Raw genomic sequence first — 14,836 nt, 5'->3', positions numbered from 1 at the left:
TAGGGTCGAACCCTGCACACGGCCTGTTGTCTGTTCCCCCATGCGTAAATTACTTGCCTTGACCCTCACCATGGCCCTGGTCGCCGCCGTTTCCGCCTATCTGGTCTGGACCCAGGAGCGCCCCGTGGGGCATTACCTGTCGGACCTGCGGATCAACCTGGCCGTGAACCAGGGCACTCCCGCCGATCACGGCAACCTGCTGGGCATCCAGCCGGAACTGTTCCCCGCCGACTACCAGAGCCTGGAGCGCCTGCACCTCAAGCTCTCGGCCTATCTGCGCAATGCCCGGGACCTGGGCCTGCTCAACGACAAAACCATCGTGGTCCTGCCGGAACATGTCGGCACTTGGTTGATGATCAGTGGTGAAAAAAACCAGCTGTATCAGGCCACCACCTTTAAAGAGGCGATGAACTGGCTGTCGGTGAGCAACCCGTTGCCGTTCCTGCGCGCACTGATCAGTGCCCAGGGCGACAACCGCCTGGACGATGCCTACCTGCGTATGAAAGCGCCGGCCATGGCCCGTGATTACCAGGTGCTGTTTGGCGGCCTGGCCAAGGAGTTCGGGGTGACCCTGGTCGCCGGCTCCATCGCCCTGCCCAACCCAAGCATCAGCCAGGGTCAACTGCAGGTCGGCCATGGCGCGCTGTACAACACCAGCCTGGTGTTCGACCGCGATGGCCTGCCCCTGGGTCAACCCCAGCGCCAGCTCTACCCGATCTTCGATGAGCGCGGTTTTATCGCCCCGGGCGACGAAAACGCGATCAGCGTGATCGACACCCCGGCCGGGCGCCTGGGCATTCTGATTGGCAGCGACAGCTGGTACCCCGACAACTACCGCAAGCTCAACGAACAAGGCGCGCAAGTGGTGGCGGTGCCGGCACTGGTGATTGGCCGCGACACCTGGGACAAGCCGTGGCGCGGCTTCAAAAGTGTGTCCACGCCCCCGGAAGTCAGCCTCAAGCCCGAAGAGCTCAGCGAAGGCGAAGCCTGGCATCGCCTGAGCCTGATCAGCCAGGTGCCCATCAGCCTCGCGGGTGCGGGCATCAGCGTCTTCATGCGCGGGCAATTCTGGGACCAGGGCACCAGCGGCCAAAGCTTTCTCAGTGCCAATGGCCAAGTCTTCGCCGACGGTAACGCACGTGGTGCGCGCCTGCTGAACGTGTGGCTATAAGCCCATGAAACCGGCACCGATGCGCCTCGGGGACTTATCGGTGGGCATCGTGCACACCCTGGCCGACGCCATTCTCAGCCACAACCTGGACCCGCAGCCGCTGCTGTTGCAGTACGGCCTGGACCCGGCGCGCTTGAGTGAGCCCGGCGCGCGCCTGTCGATCCCACGCTATATGCGCCTGGGCCATGCAGCCATCCAACTGACCGGCGACCCCGGCCTGGGCCTGCGCATGGGCCAGTTGAGCCGCATGAATCAACTGGGCCTGGCCGGCGTCACCGCCGCCCAGGCGCCCAACGTGCGCGAAGCCGCGCGCACCCTGACGCGCTTCGAGGCCCTGTACGGCGCCAACTACCGTGGCCAGTCGAGCTTTCATGAAGACGCCCGGGGCGCCTGGCTGCGTTTCTATTCCATCAGCCCGTACAACGCCTATAACCGCTTTGTGGTGGACTCGATCCTGGCTGGCTGGCTGCAGCAGATGGCGACCTTGTGCCAGCAGCCGGTGTTGGCCGAGCGTATCGAAATTGAATTCGCCGCCCCGGACTACAGCGCCCGCTACAGCGTACTGGGCGACTGCCCGATCCAGTTCGGCGCCGAACTCAATCAACTGCGCCTGAGCCAGCACAGCCTGGGCCTGCGCAACCCGCAACACTGCCCCAGTACCTGGCACATGCTGTTGCAGGTGTGTGAACGAGAACTGGAACAACTGACCCGCACCCGCAGCCTGCGCGAGCGCATCACACGGTTGCTGGGGCCGATGCTCAATGGCGGCCGGGAACCCGACCTGGAAGAAGTGGCGGCGCGCCTGAAGCTGCCGACCTGGACCTTGCGCCGTAAACTGGCCGAGGAAGGCACGCAATATCGCGCCATACTCAACGACACCCGCCGCGACCTGGCCATGACCTACATTCGCGATACGGAACTGGCGTTTGGGGAAATTGCCTATTTGCTCGGTTTTGCCTCAGCGCAAGCCTTCCAGCGGGCCTTCAAGCGCTGGAACAGCCAGACCCCAGGGGAATTTCGCCGCAGCCAGCGGCATTTCGCCTGACGCCGGCCTACAACTCGGTGGCGTCGTCGGCCGGGTCCAGAGGGTCCAGTTCAAAGGCCTGGAGTTCCAGCAGTTCTTCCTGGTAATCGTCCATCGTCGACTCCTTATTTGAGGTGAGTGGCTGCATAGTGACCCGCATCACCAGCCTAAAGTGCCTTCATGACGGAAAAATGTATGCGTCAAGATGTGTTCCTGCACCTAAGGAGTAAACGTAGTAGCGTCGTGGGAATTTATGGCGGTGACGGCAGCGCTGGGATCACCTCGGTCGGGGCCGGCAAGGCGGGTGGGGCTTGCACCGGCACGGCAGGTTGCTCTGGAGCAATCGGCGCGGCATCAGGAGGAGGTGCCAGTGGCTGCGAAGCCTCGGGTTCGGCTACCGGGGCTGCCGGTGCCACAGGCTCTGCTGCCTTCGGCTCCGGCACGCCCAATTCTGCCTTGGGCGTTTCAGGCAGCGGTGCTGCTGGTTTCTCCTGGGGTAGAAACACATCGACCAAGGCAAAGTAGCGGTCATAGAACTTCGGCGAAGTCACTGTCTCGCTGGCCACCTTGACCATCGAGTCGTCGGTGGAGCCGATCGGCATCGACACCGAGCCAAGCACCCCCACCCCCAGGCTGGCGGAGTTGTTGACCTTCTTCAGCGCGTAGCGATCCTGCAGGGCGTTGGCAAACATCGTCGCATGATGCTCACCGCTGCCGTCTTCGGCACACACCACGTTGAAACTGATCTGCAGATGGGTCTCACCGGTCTGCTGGAAGCTTTTGTTACCACTGACCAGCTTCGGGTCGCTGCTGGTGATGATGTAGCCCTGGCTGAGCAACGCCCGGCGTGCCGCTTCGCAGGCCGCGACATCGCTGACCGGGTAATTGCGCGAAAACGTACCGGAGTCGTCGAAATTCTCATGTTCGTAGATAGCGGTCTTGGGCGACGAGCAGCCCGTGGCGCCTGCCAGCACCAGCGCAAGCACAAGGCCACGCAAGTGAAATGAAGTTGACATTGATCATCCTGGGGAAAACGGTCAGGGCGGTATTGTGCAACAGATCACCGGGTGCGCGCGCGGATTCCTGTCGGTAAAACGTCACCGGCCGGCTCGACGCGCGGCGCAGGAAAAAGCCTGGCGCTCATATGATCGATAAACACCCGCAGTTTGGCCGAGGCATGCCGGCTCGACGGCCAGAGCATCCAGAAACTGCCGCGATGCTCCAGGTAATCGTCCAGCACCCGCTGCAAGCGGCCCTGCTCGACGGATTCGCGGACCATGAAGTCCGGCAGGCAGGCGATCCCCAGGCCTTCGTGCACCACATGCTTTAGCGACTCGATGGTCGTGCTGACCAGCGGTGCGCGCAGCAACGGCTCGGGCTCACCCGGTAAATGGCGCAACGGCCAGCTCTCCAGCTTGCCGGTGGCGCAGAACTTGTGACGCAGGCAGGCATGATGGTTGAGGTCCGCAGGACAGGCTGGTATGCCGTGTAGGGCGAAATACTGTGGCGATCCCACCAGCACCAATCGATAGTGCCCCAGCAGCCGCGCCGACAGCCGCGAATCCTCAGGCTTGCCGGTGCGCACCACGGCGTCGAAGCCTTCCTCGATCACATCCACCATGCGGTCGGAAAAATCCACGTCCAACTCAATCTCTGGATAGGCCCGCATAAACTCGGTCAGCACCGGCATCAACAGGCCCCTGACTTGCGGCAAGCTGATGCGCAATTTGCCACGGGGGGTGGCCGCCGCTTCGGTCAACTCCCGTTCGGCCGCTTCAACCTCGGCCAGGATCCGCCGCGAACGCTCAAGGAACAGCGCACCCTCGGCCGTCAGCGTGATACTGCGGGTGCTGCGGTGAAACAGCCGCACCCCCAGGCGCTGCTCCATACGCGCAATGCTTTTGCCCACGGCCGAAGACGACACACCCAGCAAGCGAGCGGCCTGGGTAAAGCTGCGGGTCTCCGCGACCTGCACAAACACCGACATACTGCTCAGGCTGTCCATTGTCCCTTCCTGCTGATTACGGACACGACTGTCCGATAAGTTCGGAACCTTAGCCTATTTTTCCGAGTGGTTCAGCCCCCTACTCTGCCCCGATGTCCTGATGCCTTGAATACGGAGCCGAGCCCCATGAATGACTGCAGTACACCGCAATGCCTGCCCAGCCAGCGCGAACGATTGCCCCTGGCGGGTTTGCTGGCGCTGGCCACCGCCGGCTTCATCACCATCCTCACCGAGGCGATGCCCGCAGGCCTGCTGCCCCAGATGAGTACTGGCCTGGGCGTTTCCGAAGCGCTGGTGGGCCAGCTTGTCACCCTGTATGCCCTGGGCTCATTGCTGGCCGCCATCCCGCTGACCATCGCCACCCGTGGTTGGCGCCGCCGCCCCTTGCTGCTGGTGGCCATTGGTGGTTTTGCGCTGGTCAACAGTGTCACGGCGCTATCAAGCGTGTATTGGCTGACCCTGGTCGCACGGTTGTTGGCCGGGGTGTTCGCGGGCCTGCTCTGGGCACTGTTGGCGGGGTATGCCAGCCGCATGGTGGCGCCGCACCTGCAGGGCCGGGCGATTGCCGTGGCGATGCTGGGCGCGCCGCTGGCGCTGTCCCTCGGGGTGCCCGCCGGGACCTTTCTTGGCACGGCGGTAGGCTGGCGCTTGAGCTTTGCGATCATGACCGGGCTGACCGTGCTGCTACTGGTGTGGGTCCGCTGGCAGGTGCCGGATTTTGCCGGGCAACGTGCGCAGCAGCGCCTGGGCTTGCGCCAGGTATTGCACTTGCCGGGGGTGCGCCCGGTGCTCTGGGTGACCTTTACCTACGTGCTGGCGCATAACATTCTGTACACCTATATCGCGCCGTTCCTGGTGCCCGCCGGGCTTGGCGCCGACATTGACCAGGTGCTGCTGGTATTTGGCCTGGCCGCGCTGATGGGCATCTGGGTCGTCGGCCTGTTGATCGACCGCCTACTGCAGGGCTTGCTGGTGCTCAGTTGCGCGCTGTTTGCCGCTGCCGCATTGGTCCTGGGGCTGTGGGTCGCCGCTACCGAGGTCGTCTACCTGTCAGTCGCCGTCTGGGGCCTGGCATTTGGCGGCCTGCCCGCCTTGCTGCAAACCGCGCTGGCCAAGGCGGCCGGTGACTCGGCGGATGCCGCCCAGTCGATGCTGGTGACGGTGTGGAACCTGGGGATTGCCGGCGGTGGCCTACTGGGCGGCGTGTTGCTTCAAGGGTGGGGCGTGGTGTCCTTTCCCTGGACCGTTGCCGGCCTGGCCATGCTGGCGTTGATCACGACCCTACAGCTTCGCCGCACCTGACCCACAGGCAAAAAAAGACCCCGGTTTTCAGGCCGGGGTCTTTTTTTGAGGCGGTATCACACGATCAGAAACGCTTGATATCAGCCTTGGCTTCCAGTTCCTTGCGGAACGCTGCGAAGTCTTGCTGGCCGACCCGCGAGGCGAGGAAGCGACGATATTGCTCCTTCTCTTCATCGCTTGGTGCGGCACCTTCGTTGACGCTGTTCAAGCGCACGATCATCAGGCTGCCATCCGGCAGGGTCACGTCGGTAAAGGTCGGTTTGTCCTTCGCCGCCGGCTTGGCCATGCGGAACAGGGCCTGCAGCACGGCAGGCTCAACGCCTTCCTGGCCACGGGTGGCGGCTTCGGTGACTTTCCAGGCCTGGCCATCAACGGCCTTGTCCAGCGCCAGCTTGCCATCGCGCAGGTTGGCGATCAGCTCGTCAGCGTGGGCCTTCGCCGCAGCGCTTGCACGCTCCTTGGTCAACTGGGCACGGATGGCAGTCGCCACGCTGTCCAGCGGCAGTTGCTCCGGCTTGCGGTGCTCCTTGGCGCGCAGGACCACGATGGTTTCCGGATCCAGCTCGATGGCAGTGCTGTTGGCACCCTCATCCAGCACTTCAGGGCTGAAAGCCGCCTGGATCACCGCACGATTGGCCGTGATACCTTCGCCACCTTCACGGCCAAACGGCGCCGAGGTGTGCACGGTCAGTTTCAGGTCCGACGCCGGCTGGGCCAGGTCGGAAGCCTCAAATGCCGCATCTTCCAGTTGCTTGGTCGCCTCGACGAAGCGCTGCTCCACTTGCTGGGTCTTCAGCTCGCGGGTCAGCTTGTCTTTGAGGCTGGCGAACGAAGGCACTTCTGGCGCCTCAACACCCAACAGCTTGATCAGGTGCCAGCCGAAGCTGGAGCGTACCGGTGCCGAGACCTGATCCTTGTTCAAGGCATACAGGGCGGTTTCAAACTCAGGATCGTAGACGCCAGGGCCTGCAAAACCCAGGTCGCCGCCATTGTTGGCCGAACCTGGATCCTGGGAGAACTCCTTGGCCAGGGCCTCGAAGCTTTCGCCCTTGGCCAGGCGCGCCTGGACGTCTTCGATCTTGGCCTTGGCCTGCGCCTCGGTCACCTTGTCGTTGACTTCGATCAGGATATGCGCGGCACGACGCTGTTCAGCGAGGTTGGCGGTTTCTTTCTCGTACAGGGCCTGCAGTTCATCGTCCTTGACCGTTACCTGGTCAAAGAACGAAGCCTTCTTCAGCTCCAGATAGTCGATGACGACCTGGTCCGGGGTCATGAACTCCTTGGCACGCTGGTCGTAGTAAGCCTTGACCTCGTCGTCGGTGAGCTTCACCGCTGCCGGGTCGGCCTTGATGCTGACGGTGGCGAAATCACGGGTCTGTTTATCCAGACGCGCGAAGTTCAGCACTTCCTGGTCGGTGACAAAACCGCTGCCGGCAATGCCTAAACGCAACTGCTCGATCAGCATTTGCTGCGTCATCATCTGGCGGAATTGCATGCGGCTGTAGCCCGCCTGACGAATCGCCTGGTCGAAACGCTCAGCGTTGAACTTGCCCTCGACCTGGAATTCCGGCATTTGCAGGAGCATTTGGTCCAGGGCCGCGTCCGAGAAGGAGAACTTCGAGTCGGCCGCACCTTGCAGCAGCAGCTTGCGGTCGATCAGACCCTTGAGGGCCGCTTCGCGCAACATTTTTTCATCCAGCAAGGACGCGTCGAAGTCCTTACCCAGTTGTTGCATCAGTTGCCGACGTTGCGAGTCGACAGCCTGGCTCAGCTCGTTTTGACTGATTTCTTCACCATTGACCTTGGCCGCGTCCTGGCTGTTGGTCGTCGCCTGGAAAATGGCCTCGATACCGGTGAAAGCCATCAATACAACGATGAGCCCGATAATGGTCTTGGCAATCCAGCCTTGTGAATTGTCCCTGATATTCTGCAGCATGCGTCCCCCAGAAACGGTTGAACTTCAAAATTAGGCAACCGTGGAGCGTGGGTAGAATCCGGATAGAAGAAAGGCGCATCCGAGGATGCGCCTTCTCGTAACTGGCGGAACGGACGGGTGTTGAACCCGCCCCCCGGCGTCGCGACCCAATGGATACCTGGGTCAGTTGCCGCTCCGCTGCCAGGCCAGACCTGCGTCCAGCCCGGATAGGCAAAGGCTTGAGCGAAGCTTAGTTAACGGCTTCTTTCAGGGCTTTACCGGCTTTGAAACCTGGTTTCTTGGCAGCAGCGATTTGCAGTGCTTTGCCAGTCTGTGGGTTACGGCCAGTGCGAGCTGGACGATCGGTCACAGAGAAAGTACCGAAACCTACCAGTACCACGGAGTCGCCGGCCTTGAGAGCGCCAGTGACGGATTCGATTACTGCGTCCAGCGCACGGCCAGCAGCGGCTTTCGGGATATCAGCAGATGCGGCGATAGCATCAATCAGTTCCGACTTGTTCACTCTAAGTCCCCTTATATCTATTGAGTATGATTCTAAGTTTTTTGGTGAAAGCAAAAACCAGTGCTGAATGGCCTACAGACACTTAAGAGCCGCTTTATAACAAGGGCTCTAAAAAGCTGTCAAGGAAGCCACCCGGCTTAAACGTATTAATGCGTGCTAATTCTTTCCTTAGAGTCTGTCTCGCGTTTTTCGTCCTTCGCGACTATCTCGGGAGCCACATCCGGCAAGGGCTCCGGCGCGTATTGCAGCGCAATTTGCAGGACCTCGTCAATCCATTTAACCGGTTTAATCTGCAGATCCTGCTTAATGTTGTCAGGAATTTCCTTCAAGTCGCGGACATTCTCTTCCGGAATGATCACGATCTTTATGCCACCACGGTGGGCGGCCAGCAGTTTTTCCTTGAGGCCACCAATGGCCAATACCTGGCCACGCAGGGTGATCTCCCCGGTCATGGCGACATCGGCACGCACCGGGATGCCGGTCAGGGCCGAAACCAGGGCCGTACACATGCCTACGCCAGCGCTGGGGCCGTCTTTGGGGGTAGCCCCTTCCGGCATATGGATGTGGGTGTCGTGCTTCTGGTGGAAGTCCTGGGGGATCCCCAGGCTGCGGGCGCGACTGCGCACCACGGTCTGCGCGGCCGTGATGGACTCGACCATCACATCCCCCAGGGAACCGGTCTTGATCAGTTGCCCCTTGCCCGGAATCACCGCGGCCTCGATCGTCAGCAATTCGCCGCCCACCTGGGTCCACGCCAGGCCAGTCACCTGCCCGACCTGATCCTGCTGCTCGGCCAGGCCGTAGCGGAATTTACGCACGCCCAGGAAGTGTTCCAGGTCATCGGCCGTAACCTTCACCGAGAAGCGTTTTTCCAGGGCATGTTCCTTGACCGCCTTGCGGCAGATCTTCGCCAACTGGCGCTCAAGGCCCCGTACACCGGCCTCGCGGGTGTAGTAACGAATGATGTCGCGGATCGCCTCGACCTCGAATTCGATCTCGCCCTTCTTCAGGCCATTGGCCGCAATCTGCTTGGGCGCGAGGTATTTGACGGCGATATTGATCTTTTCGTCTTCGGTGTAGCCCGGCAGACGAATCACCTCCATCCGGTCCAGCAGGGCGGGTGGAATGTTCATGGAGTTGGAGGTGCACAGGAACATTACATCGGACAGGTCGTAGTCGACTTCCAGGTAATGGTCGTTGAAATTGTGGTTCTGCTCGGGGTCGAGCACTTCCAGCAGGGCCGATGCCGGATCGCCACGCATGTCGCTGCCCATTTTGTCGATTTCATCGAGCAGGAACAGCGGGTTGCGCACGCCAACCTTTGTCATCTTTTGAATCAATCTTCCTGGCATCGAGCCGATATAAGTCCGGCGATGACCACGGATTTCCGCTTCATCACGCACGCCACCCAAGGCCATGCGCACGAATTTACGGTTGGTGGCATTGGCGATCGACTCGGCCAACGAGGTTTTACCCACGCCAGGAGGACCGACCAGGCACAACACCGGGCCACGGATCTTCTTCACGCGCTTCTGCACGGCGAGGTATTCGAGGATACGTTCCTTGACCTCTTCCAGGCCGTAGTGGTCGGCGTCGAGGATATCTTCGGCACGCGCCAGGTCCAGGCGCACCTTGGTCTGGGCCTTCCACGGCACCTGCACCAGCCAGTCGATGTAGGAACGAACCACGGTGGCTTCGGCCGACATCGGCGACATTTGCTTGAGTTTGTTCAGCTCGGCAGTGGCTTTGGTCAGCGCGTCTTTAGGTAAGCCTGCGGCATCGATGCGCTTTTTCAGCTCTTCGATTTCATTGTGGCCTTCTTCGCTGTCGCCGAGTTCTTTCTGAATGGCCTTCATCTGCTCATTCAGGTAGTACTCGCGCTGGCTGCGCTCCATCTGTTTCTTGACGCGACCGCGAATGCGCTTCTCGACCTGCAACAGGTCAATCTCGGCATCCAGCAGGGCCAGGACGTGCTCGACCCGGGTCGACAGGTCGATGATTTCGAGGATGTCCTGCTTCTGCTCGATCTTCAGCGCCATGTGCGCGGCCATGGTGTCGACCAGGCGGCTTGGCTCATCGATGCTGTTGAGGGAGGACAGGACTTCAGCCGGGACTTTCTTGCCCAGTTGCACGTATTGCTCGAACTGGGACAGTAGGCTGCGTACAAACACTTCGGACTCGCGTTCCGGCGCATCGACTTCGTCGATCAACGCCACTTCTGCACGCAGGTGGCCATCCACCTCCATGAAGCGCTCGACCGCACCGCGCTGCTCGCCTTCGACCAGCACCTTGACGGTGCCATCCGGCAGCTTGAGCAATTGCAGGACGGTTGCAACGGTGCCGACGCGATACAGGGCGTCTTCGCCTGGATCGTCGTCAGCCGGATTTCTCTGGGCCAACAGCAGGATCTGCTTGTCGCCCGTCATCGCGGCCTCGAGGGCTTCGATAGACTTCTCGCGCCCCACGAACAGCGGGATAACCATGTGCGGATACACAACCACATCGCGCAATGGCAGGAGAGGCAATTCAATGGTTGTCTTCATGATTTCGCCTCTATGACAGATGAAAGTAAGCTTGAAGCCAAGATGGGGGCTGCGTGCAAAAAAAACAAGCTCAATGCTGGCAGTTACACACAGTAAAAATCTCCATGAAAAACAAAGGGGCCCCTAGAGGCCCCTTGTCTGTACCGAAACGGCGAAACGCTTACGCGTCTGGCGCAGCCTTGGCCGCCGGCTCACTGTTTTCGTAGATATACAGTGGCTTGGACTTACCTTCGATAACGCTTTCGTCGATCACCACTTTACTCACCTCGGACTGCGAGGGGATTTCGTACATGGTGTCGAGCAATACGCCTTCGAGAATCGAACGCAAACCGCGTGCACCGGTCTTGCGCTCCAGTGCCCGCTTGGCCACCGATTTGAGCGCGTCAGAACGGAACTCAAGGTCCACGCCTTCCATCTCGAACAGCTTGGCGTATTGCTTGGTCAGGGCGTTTTTCGGCTCGGTGAGGATCTGAATCAGCGCAGCCTCATCCAGCTCGTCCAACGTGGCCAGGACCGGCAGACGGCCAACGAATTCCGGGATCAGACCGAACTTGACCAGATCGTCAGGCTCGACTTCACGCAGGGACTCGCCCACCTTCTTGCCTTCTTCCTTGCTGCGCACTTCTGCACTGAAACCGATGCCGCCACGGGTGGAACGGTTTTGAATAACCTTTTCCAGGCCGGAGAACGCACCGCCACAGATAAACAGGATGTTACGCGTATCAACCTGCAGGAATTCCTGCTGCGGGTGCTTACGGCCGCCTTGAGGCGGTACGGAAGCGACCGTGCCTTCAATCAGCTTGAGCAGGGCTTGCTGCACGCCTTCACCGGAAACATCCCGGGTGATCGACGGGTTGTCGGACTTGCGCGAAATCTTGTCGATTTCATCGATATAGACAATACCCATCTGGGCCTTCTCTACGTCGTAGTCGCACTTCTGCAGCAGTTTCTGAATGATGTTCTCGACATCTTCACCTACGTAACCCGCCTCGGTGAGGGTGGTGGCGTCGGCGATGGTGAACGGAACGTTCAGCAGGCGAGCGAGGGTTTCTGCAAGCAGGGTTTTACCCGAGCCTGTAGGACCGATCAGCAGGATGTTGCTCTTGCCGAGTTCGACTTCGTCGCCTTTCTTGTCACGCTGGTTCAAGCGCTTGTAGTGGTTGTACACCGCTACGGCCAGAACCTTCTTTGCACGCTCTTGACCAATCACGTACTGGTCAAGGATGCCGCTGATTTCTTTAGGCGAAGGCAATTTATGCGCGCTGCTCTCGGCCTGTGCCTCCTGCACCTCCTCACGGATGATGTCATTGCACAGGTCGACGCACTCGTCGCAGATAAAGACCGAGGGGCCGGCAATCAATTTGCGCACTTCATGCTGGCTTTTGCCACAGAAGGAGCAATAGAGCAGCTTGCCGTTGTCCTCGCCGTTGCGGGTGTCAGTCATTCGTTCGATCCAAATCCGATAGGCTTGCAACACAAGATGAAGGCTTATGCGGGCTTTTTCAAGCCCGCCGGTGGTCGGACATGCCGACCAGCCCTATTTTGAGCTGCTTATATTAAGCGGGGCGCTTGTCGATCACGGCGTCGATCAGCCCGTATTCACGCGCGGCTTCGGCACTCATGAAGTTGTCACGGTTGGTATCGCGCTCGATTTCTTCCAGGGTGTGCCCGCTGTGCTTGGCCATCAGCGTGTTGAGACGCTCGCGGATAAACAGGATTTCCTTGGCGTGGATCTCGATGTCCGACGCCTGGCCCTGGAAACCGCCCAGTGGCTGGTGAATCATCACACGCGAGTTGGGCAGGCAGAAACGCTTGCCTTCGGCACCCGCCGTCAGCAGGAATGCCCCCATGCTGCAGGCCTGGCCGATGCACGTGGTGGATACGTTCGGCTTGATGAACTGCATGGTGTCGTAGATCGACATGCCCGCCGTCACCGAACCGCCTGGGGAGTTGATGTAGAGATGGATGTCCTTGTCCGGGTTTTCCGCTTCAAGGAACAGCAGTTGCGCACAGATCAGGTTGGCCATGTAGTCCTCTACCGGACCAACCAGAAAGATCACTCGCTCCTTGAGCAGGCGCGAGTAGATGTCATAGGCGCGTTCGCCACGAGCAGATTGCTCGACAACCATCGGGACCAGGCCGCCTGCGGCCTGGATATCAGAGTTCTGCTGAATATACGAATTACGGAACATGCTCTGCAGTTACTCCCAAATAGTCATGTCTTGAATACGCATAAGCCAGCGCGAGGCTGGCTTATGGGTGTATTTTCAAACGAGTTGGACAATCAGTCGGCTTGTGCTGCTTCTGCCGGCTTGACTGCTTCTTCGTAAGAGACCGCTTTGTCGGTCACCTTAGCCTTCTGCAGAACAGTATCTACAACTTGCTCTTCCAGCACAACCGAACGGACTTCGTTCAGCTGCTGGTCATTCTTGTAGTACCAAGCCACGACCTGCTCAGGCTCCTGGTAGGCCGAAGCCATTTCCTGGATCATTTCGCGAACGCGGTCTTCGTCTGGCTTGAGGTCGAATTGCTTGACCACTTCCGCGACGATCAGGCCCAGCACCACGCGGCGCTTGGCTTGCTCTTCAAACAGCTCGGCCGGCAGTTGATCAGGCTTGATGTTGCCACCGAACTGCTGGACAGCTTGTACGCGCAGGCGATCCACTTCGTTGGACAGCAGGGCCTTAGGCACTTCGATCGGGTTGGCGGCCAGCAGACCGTCCATGACCTGGTTCTTGACCTTGGACTTGATGGCCTGGCGCAGCTCACGCTCCATGTTCTTGCGAACTTCGGTGCGGAAACCTTCGATACCGGTTTCCTTGATACCGAACTGGGCGAAGAACTCTTCGTTCAGCTCTGGCAGCTTAGGCTCGGAAACACTGTTGACGGTCACGGTGAACTCGGCGGCTTTGCCAGCCAGGTCCAGGTTCTGGTAGTCCGCCGGGAACGTCAGGTTCAGAACGCGCTCTTCGCCGGCCTTAGCGCCAACCAGACCGTCTTCAAAACCCGGGATCATGCGGTTGGAGCCCAGTACCAACTGGGTGCCCTTGGCCGAACCACCGGCGAAGACTTCGCCGTCAACCTTGCCCACGAAATCGATATTCAGCTGGTCTTCGTTCTGGGCAGCGCGATCGGCCACTTCAAAACGGGTGTTCTGCTTGCGCAGGATTTCCAGCATGTTGTCCAGGTCGGCATCAGCCACTTCGGCGCTCAGACGCTCGATTTCGATACCGTCGAAGCCTGCCACGGTGAACTCTGGGAACACTTCAAATACGGCAACGTATTCCAGGTCCTTGCCCGCTTCCAGGGACTTGGGCTCGATCGAAGGCGAGCCTGCCGGGTTCAGCTTTTGCTCGACAACGGCTTCGTAGAAGGAAGCCTGGATCACATCACCTACAGCATCTTGACGTGCGTCAGCACCAAAACGGCGCTTGATTTCGCTCATCGGCACTTTGCCTGGACGGAAACCAGCGATCTTGGCCTTCTGGGCAGTCTGCTGCAGACGCTTGTTGACCGCGGTCTCGATGCGCTCGGCCGGCACGGTGATGCTCATGCGGCGCTCGATAGCAGTAGTATTTTCAACAGAAACTTGCATGGATATTCCTCGTTGCACAGACGTTAGCCGGCCGTTTCCGACCCAAGAATCAAGGGCATGCATTCTAGTGGGTCAAACTCAAGAAGTCACCCTACTGAAAACGGGTTAAAAAACAGCAGGCATTTTACAGGTACGAATGCACGAATGCTCCTCGCCCCAGTGACAAATACAGCCCATCACGCCAGGGCTCTGTGCCGCCCCTTCTATATATAGAAGAAACCAGCAACTTCCTCCCTGGCAGCCAACCCTGCACGCAAGGCCGGCGGGTAGTTCGGCATCATCGAGAAACAAAAATACGACGAAACGCCCTACCCCTGCGACCCGGAGCCGCAAACCGCTAAAACAAAAAAGGCGCCAGACTGTTAAATCTGGCGCCTTTCGGAATATGGGGTGGACGAAGGGGATCGAACCCTCGACAACGGGAGTCACAATCCCGTGCTCTACCAACTGAGCTACGCCCACCATATTGCGTGACAAAGAAGCCAATCGCCTTCTCTGTTGAGCACCAACCCAGCCCATGGCAAGGGTGACGCTGTATTTGGTGCGGATGAAGAGACTCGAACTCTTACGCCTCGCGGCGCTGGAACCTAAATCCAGTGTGTCTACCAATTCCACCACATCCGCGGCTTGAAGCTTTTAAAACAAAGGCGCCAGACCGTTAAATCTGGCGCCTTTTCAAATATGGGGTGGACGAAGGGGATCGAACCCTCGACAACGGGAGTCACAATCCCGTGCTCTACCAACTGAGCTACGCCCAC

General features: G+C 59.7%; 11 protein-coding genes and 3 tRNA genes. 3 read left to right on the top strand and 11 right to left on the bottom strand.

Translation table 11 applies throughout. From position 1 onward, the window contains the following. Window positions 1-40: 40 nt before the first annotated feature. Both AC07W7_RS12305 and AC07W7_RS12300 read left to right on the top strand, forming a co-directional pair. A complete protein-coding gene (locus AC07W7_RS12305; RefSeq protein WP_495039391.1) occupies window positions 41-1,171 on the top strand; it encodes a carbon-nitrogen hydrolase family protein in 1,131 nt (376 codons plus the stop codon). A gap of 4 nt (window positions 1,172-1,175) precedes the next feature. After that, window positions 1,176-2,216, top strand: a complete 1,041-nt coding sequence (locus tag AC07W7_RS12300; RefSeq protein WP_495039390.1) for an AraC family transcriptional regulator — start codon at window positions 1,176-1,178, stop codon at window positions 2,214-2,216. Between the two features lie 230 nt (window positions 2,217-2,446). Here AC07W7_RS12300 and AC07W7_RS12295 read toward each other — a convergent pair whose 3' ends face one another. Continuing rightward, the gene (locus AC07W7_RS12295; RefSeq protein ID WP_495039389.1) at window positions 2,447-3,211 is read right to left on the bottom strand and encodes a DUF2242 domain-containing protein; all 765 of its coding nucleotides are present in this window, start codon (window positions 3,209-3,211) and stop codon (window positions 2,447-2,449) included. A 44-nt stretch (window positions 3,212-3,255) separates the two neighbouring features. After that, window positions 3,256-4,200, bottom strand: a complete 945-nt coding sequence (locus tag AC07W7_RS12290; protein WP_495039388.1) for a LysR family transcriptional regulator — start codon at window positions 4,198-4,200, stop codon at window positions 3,256-3,258. Window positions 4,201-4,326: 126 nt separating this feature from the next. Between AC07W7_RS12290 and AC07W7_RS12285 the strand changes: the two genes are divergently transcribed. Then, a complete protein-coding gene (locus AC07W7_RS12285; RefSeq protein ID WP_495039387.1) occupies window positions 4,327-5,502 on the top strand; it encodes an MFS transporter in 1,176 nt (391 codons plus the stop codon). A 64-nt stretch (window positions 5,503-5,566) separates the two neighbouring features. Here AC07W7_RS12285 and AC07W7_RS12280 read toward each other — a convergent pair whose 3' ends face one another. The 9 genes from AC07W7_RS12280 to AC07W7_RS12240 form a co-directional block, all read right to left on the bottom strand. Then, on the bottom strand, window positions 5,567-7,438 hold the full coding sequence (locus AC07W7_RS12280) for a SurA N-terminal domain-containing protein (protein WP_495039386.1): 1,872 nt from the start codon (window positions 7,436-7,438) through the stop codon (window positions 5,567-5,569). A gap of 229 nt (window positions 7,439-7,667) precedes the next feature. Further along, window positions 7,668-7,940: an HU family DNA-binding protein gene (locus AC07W7_RS12275; protein WP_003174819.1), complete on the bottom strand. Its 273-nt coding sequence runs from the start codon at window positions 7,938-7,940 to the stop codon at window positions 7,668-7,670. Window positions 7,941-8,086: 146 nt separating this feature from the next. After that, entirely contained in the window at window positions 8,087-10,483 is a 2,397-nt protein-coding gene (gene lon, locus AC07W7_RS12270; protein WP_099169017.1) for an endopeptidase La, read from the bottom strand. 160 nt (window positions 10,484-10,643) lie between these two features. Then, window positions 10,644-11,927 (bottom strand): ATP-dependent Clp protease ATP-binding subunit ClpX, encoded by a 1,284-nt coding sequence (gene clpX / locus AC07W7_RS12265; RefSeq protein ID WP_076962626.1) that lies wholly within the window; start codon window positions 11,925-11,927, stop codon window positions 10,644-10,646. 112 nt (window positions 11,928-12,039) lie between these two features. After that, a complete protein-coding gene (gene clpP / locus AC07W7_RS12260; RefSeq protein WP_029298421.1) occupies window positions 12,040-12,675 on the bottom strand; it encodes an ATP-dependent Clp endopeptidase proteolytic subunit ClpP in 636 nt (211 codons plus the stop codon). A 92-nt stretch (window positions 12,676-12,767) separates the two neighbouring features. Beyond that, window positions 12,768-14,078: a trigger factor gene (gene tig / locus AC07W7_RS12255; RefSeq protein WP_076962625.1), complete on the bottom strand. Its 1,311-nt coding sequence runs from the start codon at window positions 14,076-14,078 to the stop codon at window positions 12,768-12,770. A gap of 386 nt (window positions 14,079-14,464) precedes the next feature. After that, window positions 14,465-14,540: transfer RNA gene (locus AC07W7_RS12250), tRNA-His, on the bottom strand. 77 nt (window positions 14,541-14,617) lie between these two features. Continuing rightward, a tRNA-Leu gene (locus AC07W7_RS12245) sits at window positions 14,618-14,702 on the bottom strand. 58 nt (window positions 14,703-14,760) lie between these two features. After that, window positions 14,761-14,836: transfer RNA gene (locus tag AC07W7_RS12240), tRNA-His, on the bottom strand.

This window comes from Pseudomonas sp. GW821-FHT01D09, from assembly GCF_059422465.1.
This window is presented reverse-complemented; position numbering and strand designations above follow the sequence as displayed.

Excerpts from the sequence above, each read along its gene's own strand:
- AC07W7_RS12305 (WP_495039391.1), top strand. The coding sequence starts at position 41 with ATGCGTAAATTACTTGCCTTGACCCTCACCATGGCCCTGGTCGCCGCC.
- AC07W7_RS12300 (WP_495039390.1), top strand. The coding sequence starts at position 1,176 with ATGAAACCGGCACCGATGCGCCTCGGGGACTTATCGGTGGGCATCGTG.
- AC07W7_RS12295 (WP_495039389.1), bottom strand. The coding sequence starts at position 3,211 with ATGTCAACTTCATTTCACTTGCGTGGCCTTGTGCTTGCGCTGGTGCTG.
- AC07W7_RS12290 (WP_495039388.1), bottom strand. The coding sequence starts at position 4,200 with ATGGACAGCCTGAGCAGTATGTCGGTGTTTGTGCAGGTCGCGGAGACC.
- AC07W7_RS12285 (WP_495039387.1), top strand. The coding sequence starts at position 4,327 with ATGAATGACTGCAGTACACCGCAATGCCTGCCCAGCCAGCGCGAACGA.
- AC07W7_RS12280 (WP_495039386.1), bottom strand. The coding sequence starts at position 7,438 with ATGCTGCAGAATATCAGGGACAATTCACAAGGCTGGATTGCCAAGACC.
- lon (WP_099169017.1), bottom strand. The coding sequence starts at position 10,483 with ATGAAGACAACCATTGAATTGCCTCTCCTGCCATTGCGCGATGTGGTT.
- clpX (WP_076962626.1), bottom strand. The coding sequence starts at position 11,927 with ATGACTGACACCCGCAACGGCGAGGACAACGGCAAGCTGCTCTATTGC.
- clpP (WP_029298421.1), bottom strand. The coding sequence starts at position 12,675 with ATGTTCCGTAATTCGTATATTCAGCAGAACTCTGATATCCAGGCCGCA.
- tig (WP_076962625.1), bottom strand. The coding sequence starts at position 14,078 with ATGCAAGTTTCTGTTGAAAATACTACTGCTATCGAGCGCCGCATGAGC.